The organism is Novosphingobium lindaniclasticum LE124 (genome assembly GCF_000445125.1).
Lineage (GTDB): Bacteria > Pseudomonadota > Alphaproteobacteria > Sphingomonadales > Sphingomonadaceae > Novosphingobium > Novosphingobium lindaniclasticum.
On sequence record NZ_ATHL01000064.1, the window covers coordinates 1 to 19,770 of the forward strand.

The 19,770-nt window shown below is 60.7% G+C and carries 17 protein-coding genes; 10 read left to right on the forward strand and 7 right to left on the reverse strand.

Annotated elements, in window-relative coordinates; translation table 11 throughout:
* The 5 genes from L284_RS49085 to L284_RS33565 all read right to left on the reverse strand — a co-directional run.
* The coding region (locus L284_RS49085; protein WP_152524642.1) for a transposase at positions 1-240 on the reverse strand (240 nt) is incomplete at its 3' end.
* A 189-nt stretch (positions 241-429) separates the two neighbouring features.
* Positions 430-1,557: an acyl-CoA dehydrogenase family protein gene (locus L284_RS33550; protein WP_021233695.1), complete on the reverse strand. Its 1,128-nt coding sequence runs from the start codon at positions 1,555-1,557 to the stop codon at positions 430-432.
* 90 nt (positions 1,558-1,647) lie between these two features.
* On the reverse strand, positions 1,648-2,631 hold the full coding sequence (locus L284_RS33555; RefSeq protein WP_031341934.1) for an NAD(P)H-dependent flavin oxidoreductase: 984 nt from the start codon (positions 2,629-2,631) through the stop codon (positions 1,648-1,650).
* A gap of 104 nt (positions 2,632-2,735) precedes the next feature.
* Positions 2,736-3,497, reverse strand: a complete 762-nt coding sequence (locus tag L284_RS33560) for an SDR family NAD(P)-dependent oxidoreductase (RefSeq protein WP_021233697.1) — start codon at positions 3,495-3,497, stop codon at positions 2,736-2,738.
* A 142-nt stretch (positions 3,498-3,639) separates the two neighbouring features.
* A complete protein-coding gene (locus L284_RS33565; RefSeq protein ID WP_021233698.1) occupies positions 3,640-5,175 on the reverse strand; it encodes an acyl-CoA synthetase in 1,536 nt (511 codons plus the stop codon).
* A 285-nt stretch (positions 5,176-5,460) separates the two neighbouring features.
* Between L284_RS33565 and L284_RS33570 the strand changes: the two genes are divergently transcribed.
* From L284_RS33570 to L284_RS33615, 10 genes are all read left to right on the forward strand, one after another.
* Positions 5,461-6,225 (forward strand): SDR family NAD(P)-dependent oxidoreductase, encoded by a 765-nt coding sequence (locus L284_RS33570; RefSeq protein WP_021233699.1) that lies wholly within the window; start codon positions 5,461-5,463, stop codon positions 6,223-6,225.
* Positions 6,222-7,412 (forward strand): acyl-CoA dehydrogenase family protein, encoded by a 1,191-nt coding sequence (locus L284_RS33575; protein ID WP_021233700.1) that lies wholly within the window; start codon positions 6,222-6,224, stop codon positions 7,410-7,412. The genes L284_RS33570 and L284_RS33575 overlap by 4 nt, the downstream gene beginning before the upstream one ends.
* A complete protein-coding gene (locus tag L284_RS33580) occupies positions 7,409-8,491 on the forward strand; it encodes a phosphotransferase (RefSeq protein WP_031341935.1) in 1,083 nt (360 codons plus the stop codon). Before L284_RS33575 ends, L284_RS33580 begins: the two co-directional genes overlap by 4 nt.
* Positions 8,488-9,270, forward strand: a complete 783-nt coding sequence (locus L284_RS33585; RefSeq protein ID WP_021233702.1) for an enoyl-CoA hydratase/isomerase family protein — start codon at positions 8,488-8,490, stop codon at positions 9,268-9,270. Before L284_RS33580 ends, L284_RS33585 begins: the two co-directional genes overlap by 4 nt.
* Before the next feature lie 2 nt (positions 9,271-9,272).
* On the forward strand, positions 9,273-10,433 hold the full coding sequence (locus tag L284_RS33590) for an acetyl-CoA C-acetyltransferase (protein ID WP_031341937.1): 1,161 nt from the start codon (positions 9,273-9,275) through the stop codon (positions 10,431-10,433).
* 3 nt (positions 10,434-10,436) lie between these two features.
* The gene (locus tag L284_RS33595; RefSeq protein ID WP_021233704.1) at positions 10,437-11,216 is read left to right on the forward strand and encodes an enoyl-CoA hydratase-related protein; all 780 of its coding nucleotides are present in this window, start codon (positions 10,437-10,439) and stop codon (positions 11,214-11,216) included.
* A 188-nt stretch (positions 11,217-11,404) separates the two neighbouring features.
* Complete coding sequence (locus L284_RS33600; protein ID WP_052018367.1) at positions 11,405-12,310, forward strand: AraC family transcriptional regulator; 906 nt, start codon at positions 11,405-11,407, stop codon at positions 12,308-12,310.
* Positions 12,311-12,410: 100 nt separating this feature from the next.
* The gene (locus L284_RS33605; RefSeq protein ID WP_160172109.1) at positions 12,411-14,486 is read left to right on the forward strand and encodes a beta-glucosidase family protein; all 2,076 of its coding nucleotides are present in this window, start codon (positions 12,411-12,413) and stop codon (positions 14,484-14,486) included.
* A 63-nt stretch (positions 14,487-14,549) separates the two neighbouring features.
* A complete protein-coding gene (locus tag L284_RS33610; RefSeq protein ID WP_021233707.1) occupies positions 14,550-15,920 on the forward strand; it encodes an MFS transporter in 1,371 nt (456 codons plus the stop codon).
* Between the two features lie 49 nt (positions 15,921-15,969).
* Positions 15,970-17,565: a carboxylesterase/lipase family protein gene (locus tag L284_RS33615; protein ID WP_160172110.1), complete on the forward strand. Its 1,596-nt coding sequence runs from the start codon at positions 15,970-15,972 to the stop codon at positions 17,563-17,565.
* Positions 17,566-17,621: 56 nt separating this feature from the next.
* Here L284_RS33615 and L284_RS33620 read toward each other — a convergent pair whose 3' ends face one another.
* On the reverse strand, positions 17,622-18,488 hold the full coding sequence (locus L284_RS33620; protein WP_021233709.1) for a helix-turn-helix domain-containing protein: 867 nt from the start codon (positions 18,486-18,488) through the stop codon (positions 17,622-17,624).
* Positions 18,489-18,559: 71 nt separating this feature from the next.
* Positions 18,560-19,396, reverse strand: coding sequence for an enoyl-CoA hydratase-related protein (locus L284_RS33625; protein ID WP_235054342.1), 837 nt, complete (start codon positions 19,394-19,396; stop codon positions 18,560-18,562).
* Positions 19,397-19,770 lie beyond the last annotated feature (374 nt).

Genomic DNA, 19,770 nt, shown 5'->3' on the forward strand with positions numbered 1-19,770 from the left:
ATTCAACCGCAAGACTCTCGTTATGAGCGAGGGACCGCCGGGGGGCAGGTCAGTGATGATCGGTCCCCACTTATAGATCAGCGAAACATCGACGTCCGCAGCGCGGGCGACGTCTGCGATCGAAGCGCCGGGCGCCATCGAGGCCTCCACCAGCGCAAGCTTCTCATTCAAACTCGACCGCCGCCGCCTCTGCGCGCCGGAAAACACCGTCACCTGACCCACTGCACATCCCGTAGCCATGTGGCAAACCTCAGTGCTTGCCACATGGCTAACCTCTCAGGCCGCGCCGATCAGCAACAGAGGGCTCTCGCCGGATGCGTACGCATCTGCGCCCAGGAAAGCCGCATCAGATCACTCATGACCTAGTCTCTTCGTGGCGCCATCGAACCAACCTATCCCGATCAATGAAGCAATTTATTAGCTTCTGCCCTAGAGTGCCCGAGCAATCACCATGCGCTGGATGTCAGAAGTTCCTTCGTAGATTTGGCAAACGCGGACATCTCGGTATATTTTCGCGACGCCGAATTCCTCAAGATACCCGTACCCTCCTAATGTCTGCAATGCACCGGACACGACCTGTTCCGCCATCTCCGATGCAACCAGCTTGGCCATCGATGCTTCGCTTAGGCAAGGACGTTCGGCGTCTTTCATGGACGCTGCGTGGAGTACCAGCTGGCGGGAGGCCTCAAGTTTGGCAGCGAAGTCTGCAAGGCGAAAGCCCACCGCCTGATGCTCGATGATAGGCTTGCCGAAGCTTTTTCGCTCTTTCGCGTAGGCGACTGCAATGTCGATTGCAGCCTGAGCCATACCGACGCATTGTGCGGCGATACCGATGCGGCCGACTTCAAGATTGGCGAGAGCGATACGGTACCCGGCGCCGCAACTGCCGAGCACGAGTTCGTCAGGGACGAACACGTCGTCGAACCGTATCGCACAGGTATCGGAAGCCCATTGGCCCATTTTGTGCTCTACCTTATCAACGGTGTATCCCTCACTGTTGGTAGGAACAATGAAGCCGGAGATTCCTCGCTTTCCGGCGTTGGGATCGGTGATAGCGTAAACCATAGCTATGCCAGCTATTTTGCCGGACGAAATGAACTGCTTGGCGCCCGTAAGACGGTAGCCGCCGCTAACCTTCACGGCGCGGGTCCGTATGGCAGCCGCGTCAGAACCGGCGTCAGTCTCCGTCAGTGCAAATGCACCGATCAATCGCCCGGCAATCAGATCCGGCAGGAAGCGCGCTTGTTGGTCCGAGTTCCCGTCGCGAAGCAGGCTGGAGACAATAAGGCTGTTCTGTATCGACACAATGGTTGAGAGCGGCCCGTCTGCGGCCGCGATCTCCATGAGAGCGAGCGCGTAGGATACGTAGTCGGTTCCCGCACCGCCGACCACTTCAGGCGCTGTCATCCCCATCAAGCCAAGAGAAGCCATCTCTTCGAAAAGGGCCGGTGGATAGCAGCGCGCAGCTTCGAATACGCGGCTGAGGGGCTTGATCCGTTCCTGCGAAAAGGCGCGGATGGTGTCACGTACAGCTTCATGCGTTTCGTCGAGAACCATGAGGAAATCATTCCTTGCTTGATTGCGCTAGATGGGCATCGGAGGGGCGCCGCCTGCATGTCTGCTAATCGGTGTGACGGTAGTTGTGGTCTATTCTGATGCAATGAACTGACTGAGGCGACCATTGATGATCTCCTCTGCGTCATCGACGATGCGCTTTAAGAGGTCAGCGCAAGTGGGAATGTCGTGGATCAGACCTTGAATCTGGCCTGCCCATACGAGGCCAGCGCCGATGTCTCCTGTCTCAAGCGCGACCCGGCCTTTCGCGCCAGATACATATGGCTGGATGTCGGTAAAGACACTGTCGGGACGTGCGCTGATCTCCACGACGGTGTCAGAAACATCTGTCTTTGCAACACGGCCAGTGTTGTGGAATTTGCGAAAAATCAGGTTGGTCGACCGTTCATCGTTTTCGACGATCAATTGTTTGACCTTGTCGTGGATCGGGGCCTCCTGCGTAGCACAAAAGCGCGTGCCCATGTTAATTCCGTCCGCGCCCAAGGCCAAAGCTGCAGCGAGCCCTCGACCGTCGCCAACACCGCCGCTGGCGAGTATCGGGACTTTCACCTGATCGGCCGCAGCAGGTATCAGGATGAGCCCGCCGATATCGTCCTCTCCGGGATGACCGGCACATTCAAATCCGTCGATGGAGATTATATCCACGCCCATCCTGACGGCCGAAACGGCGTGACGCACGGCCGTGCACTTGTGGAGCACCGTTATGCCGTGCCCTTTGAAGTCATCGACATGCTCCTGCGGCTTGTGTCCTGCAGTCTCCACTATCTTGATCCCGCTTTCAATGATCGCACGGCGGTATTCGGCATAGGGAGGAGGGTTCACCGAGGGCAGGATCGTGAGATTCACGCCGAACGGTTTATCGGTCATGCTACGGCAACGGTCGATCTCGCGGCGCAGATCGTCCGGTGTGGGTTGGGTCAGCGCCGTGAGGATGCCAAGGCCGCCGGCATTGGAAACGGCCGAAGCCAGTTCGGCCCTGCCAACCCACATCATGCCGCCCTGCACAATGGGATGCTCTATCCCAAGCATCTCTGTGATGCGCGTCTTTATCGCCATTGCCGTTTTCCCCTTTGCCGCTAGCCGCGCGGCATACAAATCTGCGTTGATTGTAGAATGCCTGGACCGAAGCGCCGAAGTGGAAGCCAGTTGCTCCGACTTCGTCAGCGCGGTGCCATGCGGATTGCGCCGTCGAGGCGGATCACCTCTCCATTCAGCATCGGATTGGCGATGATGCTCTCGACCAGCTGCGCATATTCGGCGGGTTTTCCAAGCCGGCTGGGATGCGGCACCTGCGCACCCAGGGCGTCCTGCACGCTTTGCGGAAAGCTTTCCAGCATGGGCGTAAGGAAGATTCCGGGGGCGATGGTCATGACGCGGATCTTGTGGCTCGCCAGATCGCGTGCGACCGGCAGCGTCAGGCCGACGATCCCGCCCTTCGAAGCGGCGTAGGCAGCCTGGCCGATTTGCCCGTCATAGGCGGCGACGGATGCGGTGTTGACGATGACGCCTCGCTCTCCATCGATTTCCTCAGCCGCGGCAAGGCGGGCGGCGACCTTCGATATGGCATTGAAACTGCCAACCAGGTTGATGCCGATCGTCTTTGCGAAGCTGCCGAGCGGATGCGGGTTGTTCTCCTTGCCGACGGTCTTCACCGCAGGCGCGATGCCGGCGCAGTTGACGAGGATGCGCGCAATGCCATGCGCCGCTTCCGCCGTGGCGATTCCCGCCTCCATGCTGGCATCGTCCGCCACGTCCACAGCAACGAAGAGGGCGCCAATTTCCGCCGCCGCCTTCGCGCCGACTTCTTCGTTCAGATCGAAGATCGTTACCCTGGCTCCGCCTGCTGCCAGCATTCTTGCCGTGGCATTGCCCAGACCCGAAGCGCCGCCGGTCACGATGGCGGCTGCACCCTTGATATCCATGTCCCGTCCTTTCCGTTCATCAGTTCGATCCTGCCGCAGCCGCTTTGCCGCCGCCGGACATCGACGCCCTTTTTGCATGAGGCATTCCCTGCGCACCGGCAGACCCCGCCACGGCGGCTTCGCGCCGTCGGTCCGGGGCAGGTTATCGTGGAGCGGCTGCGCCGGACCGAAATTCCTCGATAAGCTTCGTCTTCATCAGTTTTCCCGTCGCCTCGCGGGGGAGGGTGTCACGGAAGAGGAAGCGTTTGGGGGTCTTGATGGCGCCGACAGCTTCCCGGCAGAAGCGGCGAAGCTCCTCTGCCACGGTATCGTCGCCATCCACGCCTTCGCGCGGCTGCACGATGGCGAGAACGGCCTCGCCCATTTCCTCGTCCGGCACGCCGATGACCGCGACATCGTTGACCTTGGGATGGAGGACCAGCGCGTTCTCGATCTCTTGGGGGTAGATGTTCACGCCGCCCGAGATGATCATGAAATGCTTGCGATCGGTCAGGAAGAGATAGCCCTCCTCATCGAGGTAACCGATGTCGCCGAGAGTGGCCCACCCCCTGTCGTTATAGGCAAGTGCGGTCTTCTCCGGATCGTTGTGATAGGCGAAGGGCGACCCATCCGCGAAGAAGACCTGACCGACTGTGCCCGTCGCGACTTCGTGCCCGTCTTCATCGAGGATTTTCGGCTTCCCGATGACGGCACGGCCGACGGAACCCGGCTTGCGAAGCCATTCCTCCGAATCCAGCGCGGTGATGCCGCACTGCTCCGTGCCGGAATAGTATTCATGTATGATCGGGCCGAACCAGTCGATCATCTGGCGTTTGACCTCGACCGGGCAGGGCGCTGCCGAATGGATGACTGCCCGCATGGAACCGAGATCGTATGCGGCGCGGACATGTTCGGACAGCTTGAGCATGCGTATGAAGTGCGTGGGCACCCAGGTGGAATGCGTGACGCGGTACCGCTGGATAAGCCGCAGCGCTTCCTCGGCATCGAATTTGGCCATGACGACGACCGTGGCGCCAAGGCGATGGGCAAGCATAGCCCAGCGTAGCGGTGCGGCATGGTAGAGGGGGGAAGTGGACAGGTAGACCATGTCACCGTCCATGCCGTAGAGCGAGCAACCCATGGACATGAGGGCGATCGAGGCATCGATCGCGCCGTCTGGCAGCGGCCCGCGAACGCCTTTGGGACGCCCCGTCGTCCCTGACGAATAGAGCATGTCCGTGCCCGCGCTTTCGTCGACGATCCTGTCCTTCGGCTGCCGGGCGCTCAGGGATTTCCAGCTTTGGTAGCTGTCGCCGCCCGTGTGGACGCCAAAGCCCTTCACATCGGGAAGGCATGCGAGCGCCTCGGCCGCGAGCGCGGCAAGATTGTCGGAGAAAATGAAAATCTTGCACCCCGCATCCTGCAGGATATAGCTGATGTCCCTGGCGCTCAGCCGCGTCGAGACCGTGGTGAGGTAGCATCCCGATCTTTGCGCGCCCCAGGCAATCTCGAACAGCGGCAGCTCGTTCTCCAGCATGACCGCGATGACATCGCCGCGCTTGAGGCCCAGATACCTGATCAGGTTTGCGCTCTGGTTGGATGCATCCTCAAGATCCCGGTAGCTCACGCTTTCGCCGGTGCTGGCAAGTATGCAAGCCGGCTTGTCCGGGTTGGCCGCCGCATGATGGAACGGGTGCATCTACTCTCTCCCTAGTCGGTCGACTGACACCCTCGCATGCAGGTGCCGCGGTTCCGTTGGGCTTTAAAAGGCAAATGCCGGCCCCTGACGCAAGGCCGCCGCGTTATTTGCAAAGTTTGATGCGGGTTTTGTGTAAAGCCATTTTTCGTCGCATGGATTAGACCTTCATTCGCAAATGTTCGCTGCGTTTCCTGTCTCTGTCCGCCGTCGTGGGGAGTGACGGTGCTTCTGCCGCTTCAGGCGGTAGGCGGGCGCGTGAAGTAAAAGATAGTCGAGAGGATCGAGATGGATATCAAAGGGCTAGCGGCGGTAGTAACCGGAGGCGCTTCCGGCCTTGGCGGCGCTGCCGCTTCGCGTCTGGCGAAAGCGGGCGCGAGGGTGACGATCCTCGATCTCAATCCGGAAATGGGCGAAGCACATGCCCGTGCGATCGGCGGCCATTTCATTCGCGCGGATGTGACGGACGAAGCAGGCGTCGCAAACGCGCTGGATGAGGCCGCCGAACGGCACGGGACCGCCCGCGTCCTCGTCAATTGTGCCGGCATCGGAGCTCCTGCGCGAATTCTTGACCGCAACGGTGAATCCATGCCGCTGGCGAATTTTTCGCGCGTGGTGACGGTCAATCTGATGGGCACTTTCAACGTGCTGTCGAAATTCGCCGCGCGCCTGCAGGGCGAAGCACCGGTAGGACCGGAAGAGCGCGGCGTTATCATCAATACTGCCAGCGTCGCGGCTTATGACGGTCAGATCGGCCAGGTGCCCTATGCCGCCTCTAAGGGTGGCATCGTCGGGATGACGCTGCCCGTCGCGCGCGAATTTGCACGGCTCGGCATTCGTGTGATGACCATTGCGCCCGGCATCTTCCGCACGCCCCAGCTTGGAACGCTCCCGCAGGACGTGCTCGACTCGCTCGGCGCGCAGGTACCCTTCCCGAGCCGCCTGGGTGAAGTGGACGAATTTGCCGCCCTTGTCGAACACATCGCCGCGAATCCGATGCTGAACGGTGAAGTGATCCGTCTGGACGGCGCCATCCGGATGGCCCCGAAGTGAGCGGCCCTGAAACTCCCGCCGTCGATTGGGATGTCGCACGGGATATCGCCACCCGCGTCGAGCGCTTCGTGCGCGATGTGGTGGTTCCTTTCGAGCGCGACCCGAGGCGCGATCACCACGATTGCCCGACCGATGCACTGGTGGATGACCTGCGCGCCCGCGCGCGCGATGCGGGCGTCGTGTCGCCCCACATCCTCGCCGATGGCCGGCACCTTTCCCAGCGTCAGACCGCACTGGTCCTGCGCATGACTGGATTGTCTCCGCTTGGCCCGCTGGCGTGCAACACCGCCGCGCCGGACGAGGGGAACATGTACCTTCTCGGCAAGGTCGGCAGCGCGGAGATCAAGGAGCGTTTCCTGCAGCCGCTCGTCGCGGGAACGGCGCGCTCGGCGTTTTTCATGACCGAACCAGCCGAAGAGGGTGGCGCGGGCTCGGACCCTTCGATGATGCGGACGACCTGCCGCCCGGACGGAAATCACTGGGTCATCAACGGTCGCAAGGCGTTCATCACTGGTGCCGAAGGCGCCCAGGTGGGCATCATCATGGCAAAGGCGGAGCAGGGCGCCTGCATGTTCCTTGTCGATCTGCCGGATCCGGCGATCCGGGTGGCGCATGTCCCGAACACGCTCGACAGTTCGATGCCGGGCGGCCATGCCGTGGTGGATTTAACCGATCTGCGTGTTCCTGCCGACCAGATGCTGGGGCAGGCGGGGGAAGGCTTCAAGTATGCGCAGGTCCGGCTTGCGCCCGCCCGCCTTTCGCACTGCATGCGATGGCTGGGCGCCTGCATCCGCGCGAATGAGATCGCGACCGACTACGCAAACCGGCGGCAGGCCTTCGGAAAGGTTCTGATCGACCATGAGGGCGTCGGCTTCATGCTGGCAGAGAACCTCATTGACCTGCGCCAGGCAGAGCTGATGATCGACTGGTGTGCCGACGTGCTCGACACGGGCGCCCAGGGGACTGCGGAAAGCTCCATGGCGAAAGTGGCCGTGTCCGAGGCCCTGATGCGCGTCGCCGACCGCTGCGTCCAGGTGATGGGCGGAAGCGGAGTGACGACTGAAACCATCGTCGAGCAGGTGTTCCGGGAAGTGCGTGCATTCCGGATCTACGATGGTCCGACGGAGGTTCACAAATGGTCGCTCGCCAAGAAAATCAAGCGCGACTGGAAGGCGGCACAGGCATGAGCAATCCCACGCACGACGCATTGGCACAGGAGGCGAATGCCGGGACCACTGCGGTACGCGATGCCTATCGCTTCGACGAGACGGCGCTGTCCCGCTGGATGGAGGAGCACGTCGATGGCTTCGCGGGACCGCTGGTTGTGGAGCAGTTCAAGGGCGGCCAGTCCAACCCGACCTACAAGCTCGTCACCCCCGCTCGCAGCTACGTCCTGCGGCGCAAGCCGCCGGGCGTGATCCTGAAAGGCGCCCATGCGGTGGAACGGGAAGCCCGCGTGCTTGCCGCCCTTCATGCGCAGGGCTTCCCGGTCGCACAAGTATTCGGGCTGTGCACCGACGAAAACGTGATCGGTAGCTGGTTCTACGTGATGGAGATGGTCGAAGGGCGCATTTTCTGGGACGCAACGTTCCCCGGAGTGTCCGAAACGGAACGGCCTGCATACTTCGATGCGATGAACGAGGCCATCGCCCGCCTTCACATGATCGACTACCGCGCCATCGGACTGGAGGATTTTGGCAGACCGGGCAACTACTTCGCTCGCCAGATCAGCCGCTGGTCCGACCAGTATCTGAATGATGAGGCCGCCGGTCGCGACCACAAGATGGATGAACTGGTCAGCTGGCTTCCGACCGCGATCCCGGCAGAAGACGAAACCAGCATCGTCCACGGTGATTTCCGCTGCGACAACATGATCTTCCATCCGACCGAACCGCGCGTGCTCGCGGTACTGGACTGGGAACTGTCGACCCTGGGGCACCCGCTGGCGGACTTTGCCTATCATGCGATGATGTATCAGATGCCGCCCGATATCGTGGCAGGGCTGGGAAAAGCGGACATCGCCGCGCTGAACATACCTGATGAAAAGGCTTATGTCGCAGCCTATTGCGCGCGCACGGGCCGGACCGCGATCGCGAACTGGGACTTTTATATCGCGTTCAACTTCTTTCGCCTTGCCGCGATCTTCCACGGCATCAAGGGCCGCGTCGCACGCGGCACGGCGGCGTCCGGCCATGCCAGGGAGCGGGCTGCGGCCTATCCCCGCGTTGTCGATCTGGCGCATGCCGCCATGGAGCGCTGCCGATGAGCGTGGAGCCCGTCCTGTTCGAGGTCGTGGACGATATCGCAACGATCACGCTCAACCGCCCCGCTAATGGCAATACCGTCGACATGGCGCTGGCGCGCGGGCTGTTGTCCGCCGCCATCGCCTGCGACCATGACAGTTCCATTCGCTGCGTTGTGCTGACAGGAGCCGGCAAGCTCTTCTGCGGTGGCGGCGACCTGTCGGTGTTCGCGGACCTTGGGAGCGACATTCCCATGTTCCTGAGCGAACTGGCGGGTACGCTGCACATGGCGGTCTCCCGTTTGCTGCGTATGGCCAAACCCCTGCTGGTGCTGGTCAACGGCCCGGCCGCCGGGGCCGGTCTCAGCCTTGCGCTGATCGGGGACGTTGTCGTTGCGGACGAAAGCGCTCACTTCACGGCGGCCTATGGCAGCGTCGGGCTCTCGCCGGATGGCGGAATGAGCTGGCTTCTGCCCCGCCTCGTCGGCGTCCGCCGGGCGCAGGACATCATCATCTCGAACCGCCGCATTGCGGCTCAGGACGCTGCCGCGATGGGCATCGTCACGCGCGTGGTCGCAGACCTTGCAGGCGACGGACGGGCTGAAGCACTGAAGCTGGCGGCTGCGCCGACGGCAGCGGTAGCCCAGGCCAGGGCGCTTCTGCTTGAGAGCTTCAGTTCATCGCTTGAAACCCAGCTTGAGCGGGAAACGCGCAGCATTGCCGCCATGGGAGGCACTCAGGATTGCCGGGAGGGCGTGATCGCCTTTGCCGAGCGCCGCAAACCCAAGTTCTCAGGAGAATGACAATGGCAGAAGCCTACATCGTCCAGGCCGTTCGCACCGCCGGTGGCCGCCGCAAGGGAGCGCTGGCGGACTGGCACCCCGCCGACCTTGGCGGGGAAGTTCTGAATGCCGTGGTCGATCGGTCCGGGATCGACCCGGCTAGCGTCGAAGACGTGATCCTCGGTTGCGTCACGCAGGCAGGAGAACAGGGCTTTGCGTTTGCCCGCAATGCGGTTCTGTCGTCACGCCTGCCCATCAGCGTGCCCGCCGTCACCGTCGATCGGCAATGCGGAAGCTCCCAGCAGTGCGTGCAGTTCGCGGCCCAGGCCGTTATGTCGGGTACGCAGGACGTCGTGATCGCAGCGGGTGCGGAAAGCATGACGCGCGTGCCGATGTTCACGAACATTTCCTACCATGAACGCGAAGGTGTGGGGGTTGGCCCGTTCAGCGACCGCATCAAGCAGCGCTTCGGCGTCGAGAATTTCAGCCAGTTCCAAGGCGCCGAAATGCTGGCCGCGAAGTATGGCTTTGATCGGGATACCCTCGATCGCTTTGCCCTGGAAAGCCACCGGCGTGCAGCGGCTGCGACCGATGCCGGGGTCTTTCGCGAGCAGATCGTGCCGCTGGCCGTGGCGGGGGGCATCCATGACAAGGACGAAGGCATCCGCTACGATGCGACGCTCGAAAGCATCGGATCGGTGAAGCTTCTCACCGAAGGCGGGGTCATATCCGCTGCGAACGCCAGCCAGATTTGCGACGGCGCATCGGCGGCACTCGTCGTGTCGGAAAGAGCGCTGAAGGACCACGGCCTGACACCACTCGCCCGGATCGTGAACCTTACGGTGACCGCAGGCGATCCGATCATCATGCTGGAAGAACCGATCGGCGCCACCCGCAAGGCATTGGCGCGCGCGGGCATGTCCATCGACGATATCGATCTGTACGAGGTGAACGAGGCTTTCGCGCCGGTGCCGCTGGCATGGACCAAGGCGCTGGGCGCCGACCCTTCGAAGCTCAACGTTACCGGCGGCGCGATTGCGCTTGGTCACCCGCTGGGCGCGACCGGAACGAAGCTGATGACCACGCTCATACACAATCTGCGTGCTCGCGGCGGTCGCTACGGCCTGCAAGCCGTGTGCGAAGGCGGCGGCATCGCCAATGTCACCATCGTGGAGGCGCTCTGAGACATGCCCGGATATCACTATGTAGACGTGGTCAGGGAAGGTCCGCTCACCATCGTCACGATCAATCGGCCGGAGGTGTACAATGCACTGAGCTCTGCGGCTCATGATGAACTGGCGGAAATCTTCGATGCATTCGCCGCCGACGATGAGCAGTGGGTGGCGATCATCACCGGGGCCGGTGAAAAGGCATTCTGTGCCGGCCACGACCTCAAGCAGCAGGCTGCCGGAGGCGGGCTTACCACTCCCTTGTCCGGTTTTGCCGGATTGACGGCGCGCTTCGACCTCAACAAGCCGGTCATCGCGGCCGTTAATGGCGTCGCCATGGGAGGCGGCTTTGAAATAGCCTTGGCCTGCGACATTGTAATAGCCTCACGAAGCGCCAGTTTTGCCCTGCCGGAGGTGAAAGTCGGTATAGCGGCATTGGCAGGGGGGCTACAGCGCCTGCCGCGGGAAATCGGCCTGAAGCGAGCGATGGGTATGCTGTTGACGGGACGCCGGGTTTCGGCATCCGAAGGTCTGGATCTGGGCTTCGTCAATGAGGTGGTCGACAGCGACGTTCTGGGCGCAGCGCGCCGCTGGGCCAACGAAATCCTGACGTGCAGCCCTATGTCCGTCCGTGCGACCAAACAGGCGGTAAGCCGCGGTCTGTCCATACCGGTCGAACAAGCAGTCACCGAACAGTGGGAGTATTTGGCGTTGAAAGAGATGCTAGCTTCGGAGGACTATGTGGAGGGCCCCTTGGCGTTTACGGAAAAACGTTCGCCTCGGTGGACAGGCCGCTAAAGCCAGCCACGCTACATATGCCCGAGCCGCGTGTGCGTCGCCTGCAAGCCATTCAAGGTCCTGAAAACGCCCTCAGGCGGCGCGCAAGAAATGTATCGAAAGGGCGCAATTTTTGTAGAACGGGTTCGTGCTAGCATCCGCTTCGTCGATGGGGCCTTAAGGCCATACGGCGGAGAGGAAGAATGAGCATGAACGTGCTGGCTGATAGGCCCGCTGCTCATTACGAGCAGCGTAGCAGTGAAACAATCATTGCCGATGTGCTTCGCCGCGGTCCGGAAGTGGATCTGGCAGCGCCGGATGGCAGCTGGCGCGTCAGCCGATGGCGGCAATTCGTAGGGAGCTACGAACTGCCTGAAATGCCTAGCGCCGTGTTCGTGGTTCAGCTTGCCGGCAAGACGGACGTAAGGACATGGCAGGGCAACGGGTGGAGCCAGGTTTCGACTTTCCCCGGCTCGGCGACCATCGTCCCGCGCAATCGCGGTACGCGCTGGCTGGTTGACGGCGAACTTGATGTGATGACTCTCAGTTTGCCGAACTGGGAAGGCGGATCGGGACCGCTGCTCGATCATGCGGGTGATATGCGCTTTGCCTATTCCGATCCGCTATCGGCTGCTCTGGCGCGGCAGATCGTTGCAGAACTCTATCGCCCGGCGTCGGCGGAAAGGGATAACTACATCGTTTCGCTGGTGTCGGTTCTCAAGCTGCACCTTATCCATGTGCCTGCCGATTGTGGCTCTTCTGCTTACCCTGTTTCGAACTTCTCATCCTACCGGGTGCACAATGCGATCGAAGCGATCATCCGCTCACCCAGTGCAGAGCATCGCCTGGACGATCTGGCGCAACAAGCGGGTGTGACACCTTCGCATTTTGGAAGAATGTTCAAGAAGGCCACTGGCCAGACCCCGCATCAGTACGTGTTGAAAGCTCGACTGGAGCGGGCGCAGCAGATGCTGGAAATGACCGATGCACCGGTCAACGTCATCGCTGAAAAGCTTGGGTTCAACAATCAAAGTCACTTCAACAGGATATTCCGACAATTCATGGCGAAGACGCCAACGGATTTTCGGAGAGGCCGCACCGGGGCGCTTTCATGACCTTTAACTGGTCTGTGCCCAGGCCGGGATATTCCGGCGCGGTGGCCGCAACCAAATTGAGGAAGGAATGCCCATGACGAGTTTCGAGCCCCGCAAGGGCATGACCGAACAGGAGATCGAGAAAACGATCAGCCTCATCCTCGCAGAGGCAAGCCTGGCGGAAAAAGTTGGAATGATGTCCGGCAAGGGATTTTTCGCCCAGTACGCAGAGAGCGGCCGGAGATGGGGAGGGCACGCCTATCGCGCCGGCGGCGGCATCGAGCGGCTGGGAGTTCCTGCGCTCTACTTCACTGACGGCCCGAGGGGCGTATCGCGTGGCAATTCAACATGCTTCCCGTGTTCGATCGCACGCGGGGCGAGCTTCGATGTCGCGCTGGAGCGCCGTATCGGGGAAGTCATGGGGATCGAGGCACGCGCACAGGGCGCGAACCTCTCCGGCGCAGTTTGCATCAATCTCCTGCGCCATCCGGCATGGGGGAGGGCGCAGGAAACTTACGGAGAAGACAGCCACCATCTTGGTGAAATGGGGGCTGCGCTGGGTCTGGGGGTGCAGGCCCACAATGTCATCGGCACCCTCAAGCATTTCGCACTCAATTCCATGGAGAATGCCCGCTTCAAGGTCGACGTCCAACTCGACGAACGAACCCTGCACGAAATCTACCTGCCGCACTTCAAGCGCGGAGTCGACGCCGGCATCGCGACCGTCATGTCCGCGTACAACAAGGTAAACGGAGAATATGTCGGGCAGGATCGCTACCTCCTCACCGACGTCCTCCGAACGGAATGGGGCTTTGACGGCTTCGTGCACTCCGACTGGATCCGGGGGGTCTACGCCGTATACGGCGCCGCTGCCGGCCTTGATATCGAGAACCCCGAGCCCGCCGTGTTCGGGGAGAACCTTATCGCGGCAGTTGAAGCGGGGCATGTGGAGCCGACCGTCATCGACCGGGCGTGCCGCCGGATACTGACCGTCATCTACCGCTTTGCGTCGGCCGAAGACCCCTTGCCGGGCTATGACATGGAACTGGTCGCAAGCGATGCCCATACGCGGCTTGCTCTGGAAAGCGCCGAGAAATCCGCGGTTCTGCTTGAGAACGACGGGGTTCTGCCATTCAAACGAGGCAGCATTGCAAGGCTGGCGGTTCTCGGGCGTCTGGCAGCGATCGAGAACACGGGGGATACCGGGTCCAGCATGGTCCGTTCACCCTATGTCGTGACCGCGCTGGAGGGCTTGCGCCGCCATCTTGGCGAGGATGCGATCCTGACGGCGGATGAAAGCGACATCGACCACGCTGCTGCCGTGGCGAAGGATGCCGACGCGGTCGTGGTGGTGGTGGGATGCACTGCTCTTGAAGAGGGGGAATATGTACCGGGCGGCCTGACCTTTGGCGCCGATCAAAAAGAGGCGCTTGAAAAAGAAGGAAAAACCGCTGCCGACCTGCCATCGAAAGGCGGAGATCGTGAACACCTTTCCCTTCCTGCCGAACAGGTTGCGCTGATAGAGGCCGCCGCGTCGGCGGGCAAACCGGTGGTCGTCGTGATCGTTGCGGGGTCTGCCGTGCTGGTCGAGGAGTGGCGAGACAAAGCTTCTGCGATCCTCCAGACCTTCTATTCGGGCATGGAAGGGGGCACGGCACTTGCCCGCCTACTCTTTGGCGAGGCCAACCCTTCGGGGCGCATGCCGCTGACCGTGGCGAAATCGATCGAGGACTATCCTTTCTTCGACCGTGACGCCGACGCCATCGAATACGGGTACTGGCACGGCTATGCGAAGTTCGAGCAGGAGGGCTTGGTGGCCCGTTATCCGTTCGGCTTCGGACTTTCCTACACCCGTTTCGCCTACCGATCGCTTCGCGCACGCGTGTCGGGCGATACCATCCATGCCTCTGTCGGCGTGACCAACGATGGGGATGTGTCAGGCGACGAGGTGGTGCAGCTTTACGTAGGGTATCCGGGCACGATCAAGCCGCGAGCGGCAAAAGCGCTGAAGGCGTTCAATCGCGTGACCCTGGCGCCAGGCGAAACGAAAATCGTCGATCTCGCGGTGCCGCTGGGCAGTCTCGCGTACCGCGACGTAGCTACTCACGGCTGGAAAATGGAAGCCGGCGAGTACCGCATCATCGTCGCGCGGTCGTCTGCGGATCCTGCGCCGCTGTCGGCAGGCATAACGCTTTAGCCAAACGGCATTGCTTTGACATCGGGAGTTTGTTGGGTGAAGGAGGGAAGAAGCTTGAAAGGCATGACGACGTCGGGCGCGGAATTGCCGTTCAGAAAGCGTTTTGGCTATGGTATCGGCGATCTCTCCTTCAATCTTTATTTTACCACCGCCAGTCTTTATCTCTTGTTGTACTATACCGATGTAGTGGGCCTTTCGCCCGCAACAGGTGGCTGGATATTCGCTGCGGCCCTTACATGGGATGCGGTTCTCGATCCGTTCATGGGTTATGTTGCAAGCCGCACCCGCACGAGGTGGGGAAGTTACCGGCCCTATCTGTTGTTCGGGGCCGTGCCGCTCGCGATTGCTTGGGCGCTTATCTTCCTGCCGTCAGGATTTACTGGCACGGCACTGACGATCTACGCGCTTGCGGTCCATATGCTTTTCCGAACCTGCTACACCATCGTATCGATGCCTTATCTTTCTTTGTCGGCAGTGATGACGTCCGAAAGTAACGAGCGAGGCGTCCTTGCGAGCTTCCGCATGGTCGCTGCAACGGGCGCGGGGCTCATCATTTCGTATTTCACGCTGGACCTTGTCAAAGCATTCGGCGGTGGCGACCAGATGCGCGGTTTCCTGTTCGTTGCGCTCCTTTTCGGGACCCTTGCGACACTGATACTTTGGTTCACCTTCCTGAATACCACGGAGGAAGTTGCCGCCGAGGAAGAGAAGTTACCGAGCGCTGCCGACATGATCCGGATGCTGCGCGCCAATAGCGCGTTCTGGCTCGTCGGCGGTTTGATGCTGATGACAGCCATGGCATCGACGTTTTTCAGCAAGGCCATCCCGTATCTGTTCAAGTACGGCGTAGGACGTCCCGACCTGATAGGCACCGCTCTTGCCACCATTACCGGTTGCGCCATGATCAGTATCCCGTTCTGGACGCAGATCATGAAGCGCACATCGAAGCGGGCTGTGGCGATGTCAGGCCCTTCACTGGGGTGCATCGCCTATACTTCATTCTGGTTCGTGCCGATGGACCGACCGGATCTGTTGCTGGGCATCCTTGTGATCTCCGGATTCGCGACCGGCGCAGGATATCTTACGTTCTGGGCCATGATACCCGACACAGTAGAGTTCGGCGAATGGCGCACGGGGGTGCGTGCCGAAGGTATGCTGTTCGGCTTTGTCTCGCTCGTGCAAAAAGCCGCTCTCGGCTTCGGAGTCGGCTTGCTTGGTGAGGTTCTGACCAAGATCGGCTATGTGGCGAACCAGCCCCAGACTCCCGAAACTTTGGCGAACCTGCGAATGATGATGCTGGCCGCTCCGCTGGCATTCGCCGCCGCTGCCGTCGCACTGATTTCTTTCTACCCGCTGGACAGGAAACGCCACGCCCGCCTGGTAAAGGCCCTTGCGTGGCGGAATCGCAGAATGTCGCCGAGAGATGTCATGTAATGCGGCGGTTTGGCGCCCGATCAATGATCTGAAAAAGGACTTCGTTATCATGTCGATCGACCTGTCGCGCAGAACATTGCTGACTTCCGCAGCATTCGCGGGGTTCATGAGCGCTACGCATGGCTTCGCTCTCACCATTGTCGGTGCGCCAACGCCGATCGTACAGACAAAGGCAGGCAAGGTACGTGGGCGAATGCAGCCCGAAGGTCTCTACAGCTTCAAGGGATTGCGCTACGCCGCGCCGCCTGTCGGAGCATTGCGTTTTCGGCCTCCGCCACCATTGAAGCCTTGGGCCGGGGTGGTCGAAGCGTCGGACTTTGGCGATGCCGCCATGCAGACGGCAGGTGCGGGTTCGCTGCCGAGCGAGACGCATAGCGAAGATTGCCTTTACCTGCATCTGTGGACCAAAGGCCTCGACAACACCAGGCGGCCCGTCATGGTCTGGTTGCACGGAGGCGGATTCTGGGAAGGCGCGCCGGGGCGTCCGGTATACTACGGCGATCACATCGCTCAGCAGGATGTGGTCATCGTCACGGTGACGCACCGGCTGAATGTGTTCGGATATACGCAACTCCCGGATAGTTGGGGCCCGGAATACAAGTCTTCCGGTATTGCAGGCATTCTGGATATCGTGGCCGCATTGCGCTGGGTAAAAGCCAACATCGAGAAATTCGGTGGAGACCCTCAGAACGTCACCGTCTTCGGCGAAAGCGGGGGCGGGGGAAAGCTGTCGCTTCTGCTCAACATGCCGGCGGCCACCGGGCTTTTCCAGAAAGCCATCATACAAAGCGGCGCCGTTCTTTCGGCCAACTCGAACGAATACGGCCAGGCTCTGGGGCAGGCCCTGACCGACATCATCGGCGTATCTGCCGGAGACGTGGACGCATTGTCGAAAGTCGATGCAGGCAAGATCTTCGAGGCTCAGGACGCGGCGATCGCAAAGGTGCGCGACAAAGCACCGAAAGGCTTCTTTTCCGGGCTATTTTCGCCAACGGTCGATGGTGTCGAATTGCCGCGAATGCCGTTCGATGGCGGAGCACCTGCCGCCATCGGACAGATTCCTCTGATGATCGGCTCAGCCAGGAACGAGGCGAACTTCTTCCCGGACTCTGCTACCATCATCAAGGAAACCGACGCGCAGTTCGAGCAGCGAGTCCGCGAGGCGTTTCCTTCGGAAGCGGCGCAGCTTATCCCGGCGTTGCGCGCTTCTTACCCCGGCTACAAGCCGGGCGAACTCAGCCTTCAACTCATCACCGCGCAGATGTTCTGGATCAACACGGTCAAGGTCGCGGATATGAAGGCGCGCCAGCCGGCTCCGGTGTTCATGTACCGCTTCGACTGGGAATCGCTGACCCGACGCAACGGTGTGCCCATGCGCGCGGCCCATGCCATCGACGTTCCGATCGTTTTTGGCACTTATGACAGCATGCGCGTATTCGTGGGGCCCGGTGATGGACCGGCTCGCATGAGCCAGCAGATGATGCCGGCCTGGGTAGCATTCGCACGTACTGGGAGGCCGGACTGCGAAGAGATTCCGGCCTGGCCGCGTTACGACTTGGCCAAGAGGCATACGATGCTGTTCAACCTGGAGAGCAGCGTTGCAAGCGACCCGCTCGGCGAAGTCCGGCGGTTGATCGCAGGTTGATGCACAAGGCCCCGCGGTCAACCGGGACCGCGGGGCCTTCTACTACGAGCCAAAGGTCAGTGGGCGGCCGAAATGACCCTGCTTCGGTAGCTGGTCGGGCTTTCGCCCCCATGCTGTCGGAAAGCACGAGCAAACTGGCTGGCACCGGAAAAGCCCGACATCTGCGCTATGCGCTGCATGGAGATATCCGTTCGGCAAAGCAGCCGTTTTGCACGGTCCAGCCTGGCTTTCAGGATGTAGGCATGCAGGCTGACGCCCATGGCCTGCGCGAATGTTCGGCTAAGGTGCGATTCCGTTAGGTCGACAAGATCCGCCAGATCGCACAAGCTATGCCGCTTGGCGGGGTCGTCATTGATGGCGTTGATTACGGTGTGAATCCGGGACGATGATATCCCTGATGTGGGATAGGCTGCTTTACCGGCTGAACTGCGGCCGCTCGAAACGTGCATGGACAGCATCGACATAAGGTGTTCGAGATAGGCGCTATGTTCGTCCCGTTCATCGTTATAGAATTCGCTCAGGATCTGTTCGGCCAGAGCACTGCCCAATGGATCCGAGTAGGCGAAGCGCATTTTGCCGAAAGCGTTGCGTTGCCCACTAGGCACCGGTTCGTTCAGACTGAAAGTCAGAACGTCCAGTTCACCGTCGACGAGCCAGCGGGTTTGGGTATCGGCGGGCACGATCGTTGCGGCGCCGGGGAAGGAGGTCGCTTCACTCCAGCCATCCCGATCCCAGAACCGCACGTCACGTTTGCCAGACAGGTGAACAACGAACATCGGAGCGGGCAGTGCGGGTAGAGAATAGCTTCCTACGAACTGCCTCCACCGACTGACACGGTATTTGCCCAGGTTGGACTGGTGAGCGACCTCCGGTCCCTTGCAGATGGTATTCGCGATGATCGCCTCGCCGTTCCAGTCACTCATGAAATCCACTCCAGCTTCAGATACCCGCCGGGATGGGGCCGCCTGCCACTCCCGATCGGGCTCAACCCTATTTAAATGCCCGTCCAAACCGGCCGTCGGCGTTCTGCAAAAGCGCTGAGACCTTCCTTGAAATCGGCGCTTGTGCTCCAGGCGATGTATTCGGGATATGTATCCTGTCGTTCCAACGCCGCCTCCACGTCCACTTCGGCCAGTCCGCGACGGACGATCGCCTTGGAAGCCTGAACCGCCACTGGCGAAGCTTTCAGGATATCGCTGCACCAGCGTTCGGCAGCGGCCATAAGCTCTTCATGTGGAACCACTTCGTTGGCCAGGCCGTACCGGGCGGCATCCTGTGCGCTTACATTGCGGGAACTGAGGATCATGCCCATCGCAATGTTATGCGGAAGGCGCCGGGCAAGCCGGTGCAACCCGCCAGCGAGCGCGATTGCCCCCACAAGCGGTTCGGGCAGTCCGAACTGAGCACGCTCGGACGCTATTATAACGTCGCATGCCAGCGCGATCTCAAAACCGCCGCCGAGCGCCACGCCGTTGACGGCTGCGATAAACGGTTTGTCGCAATCGAATCGGCGGGTCAGGCCGCCATATCCGGAGGCCGGGTATGTTGCGATCGGGCTATCCGCTTCAGCTGCCGCCCTGACATCGGAGCCCGCACAAAAGGCTCTGTCGCCTGCCCCCGTAATCAGGCAGATAAGCTGCTTCGGATCCTGAGCGAAAGCGTTGAATGCTTCGTCCAGCTCATAGTGCATCGCTACATTTATTGCGTTCATTGCCTCCGGACGATTGAGAGTGACCTTCGTGACCGGGCCGTCGTTTTCGACTCTTAAGTAACGCATCTTTGTTAATTTCCTGTCTTTTCCGCTAAGTACCTTCGCGAATGTCCATTGCACAGAGCTCCCAATGCTTGGATCAACCGCGAACTCAGACGGCCTTGGAACGCGATGTCCCTATCGGCAGCCTCCATATGTTTTCGTCAGACAAAGCGACGAAGCGCATTCCTTCCCGGTCCGGTGACCATACCTTTCCAGGCAGATCATTTTGTCGGATATGATATGCCGATTCCATCGCGCGGCAAGAAAAGTTTATTTCTGTAAAACAGTAGGTTACATCGACTTAGAAAACTTGACAGTGCTGTCAATCAGGCGTATTGACAGCACTGTCAGAACGATATTGATTGGTCATTGGACAATCGGTGTCGAATCGCTGAGTTAAACTGGCATTCGACACATGGTGCATGTTAATTGGGCCTGAGAGCACGATCATG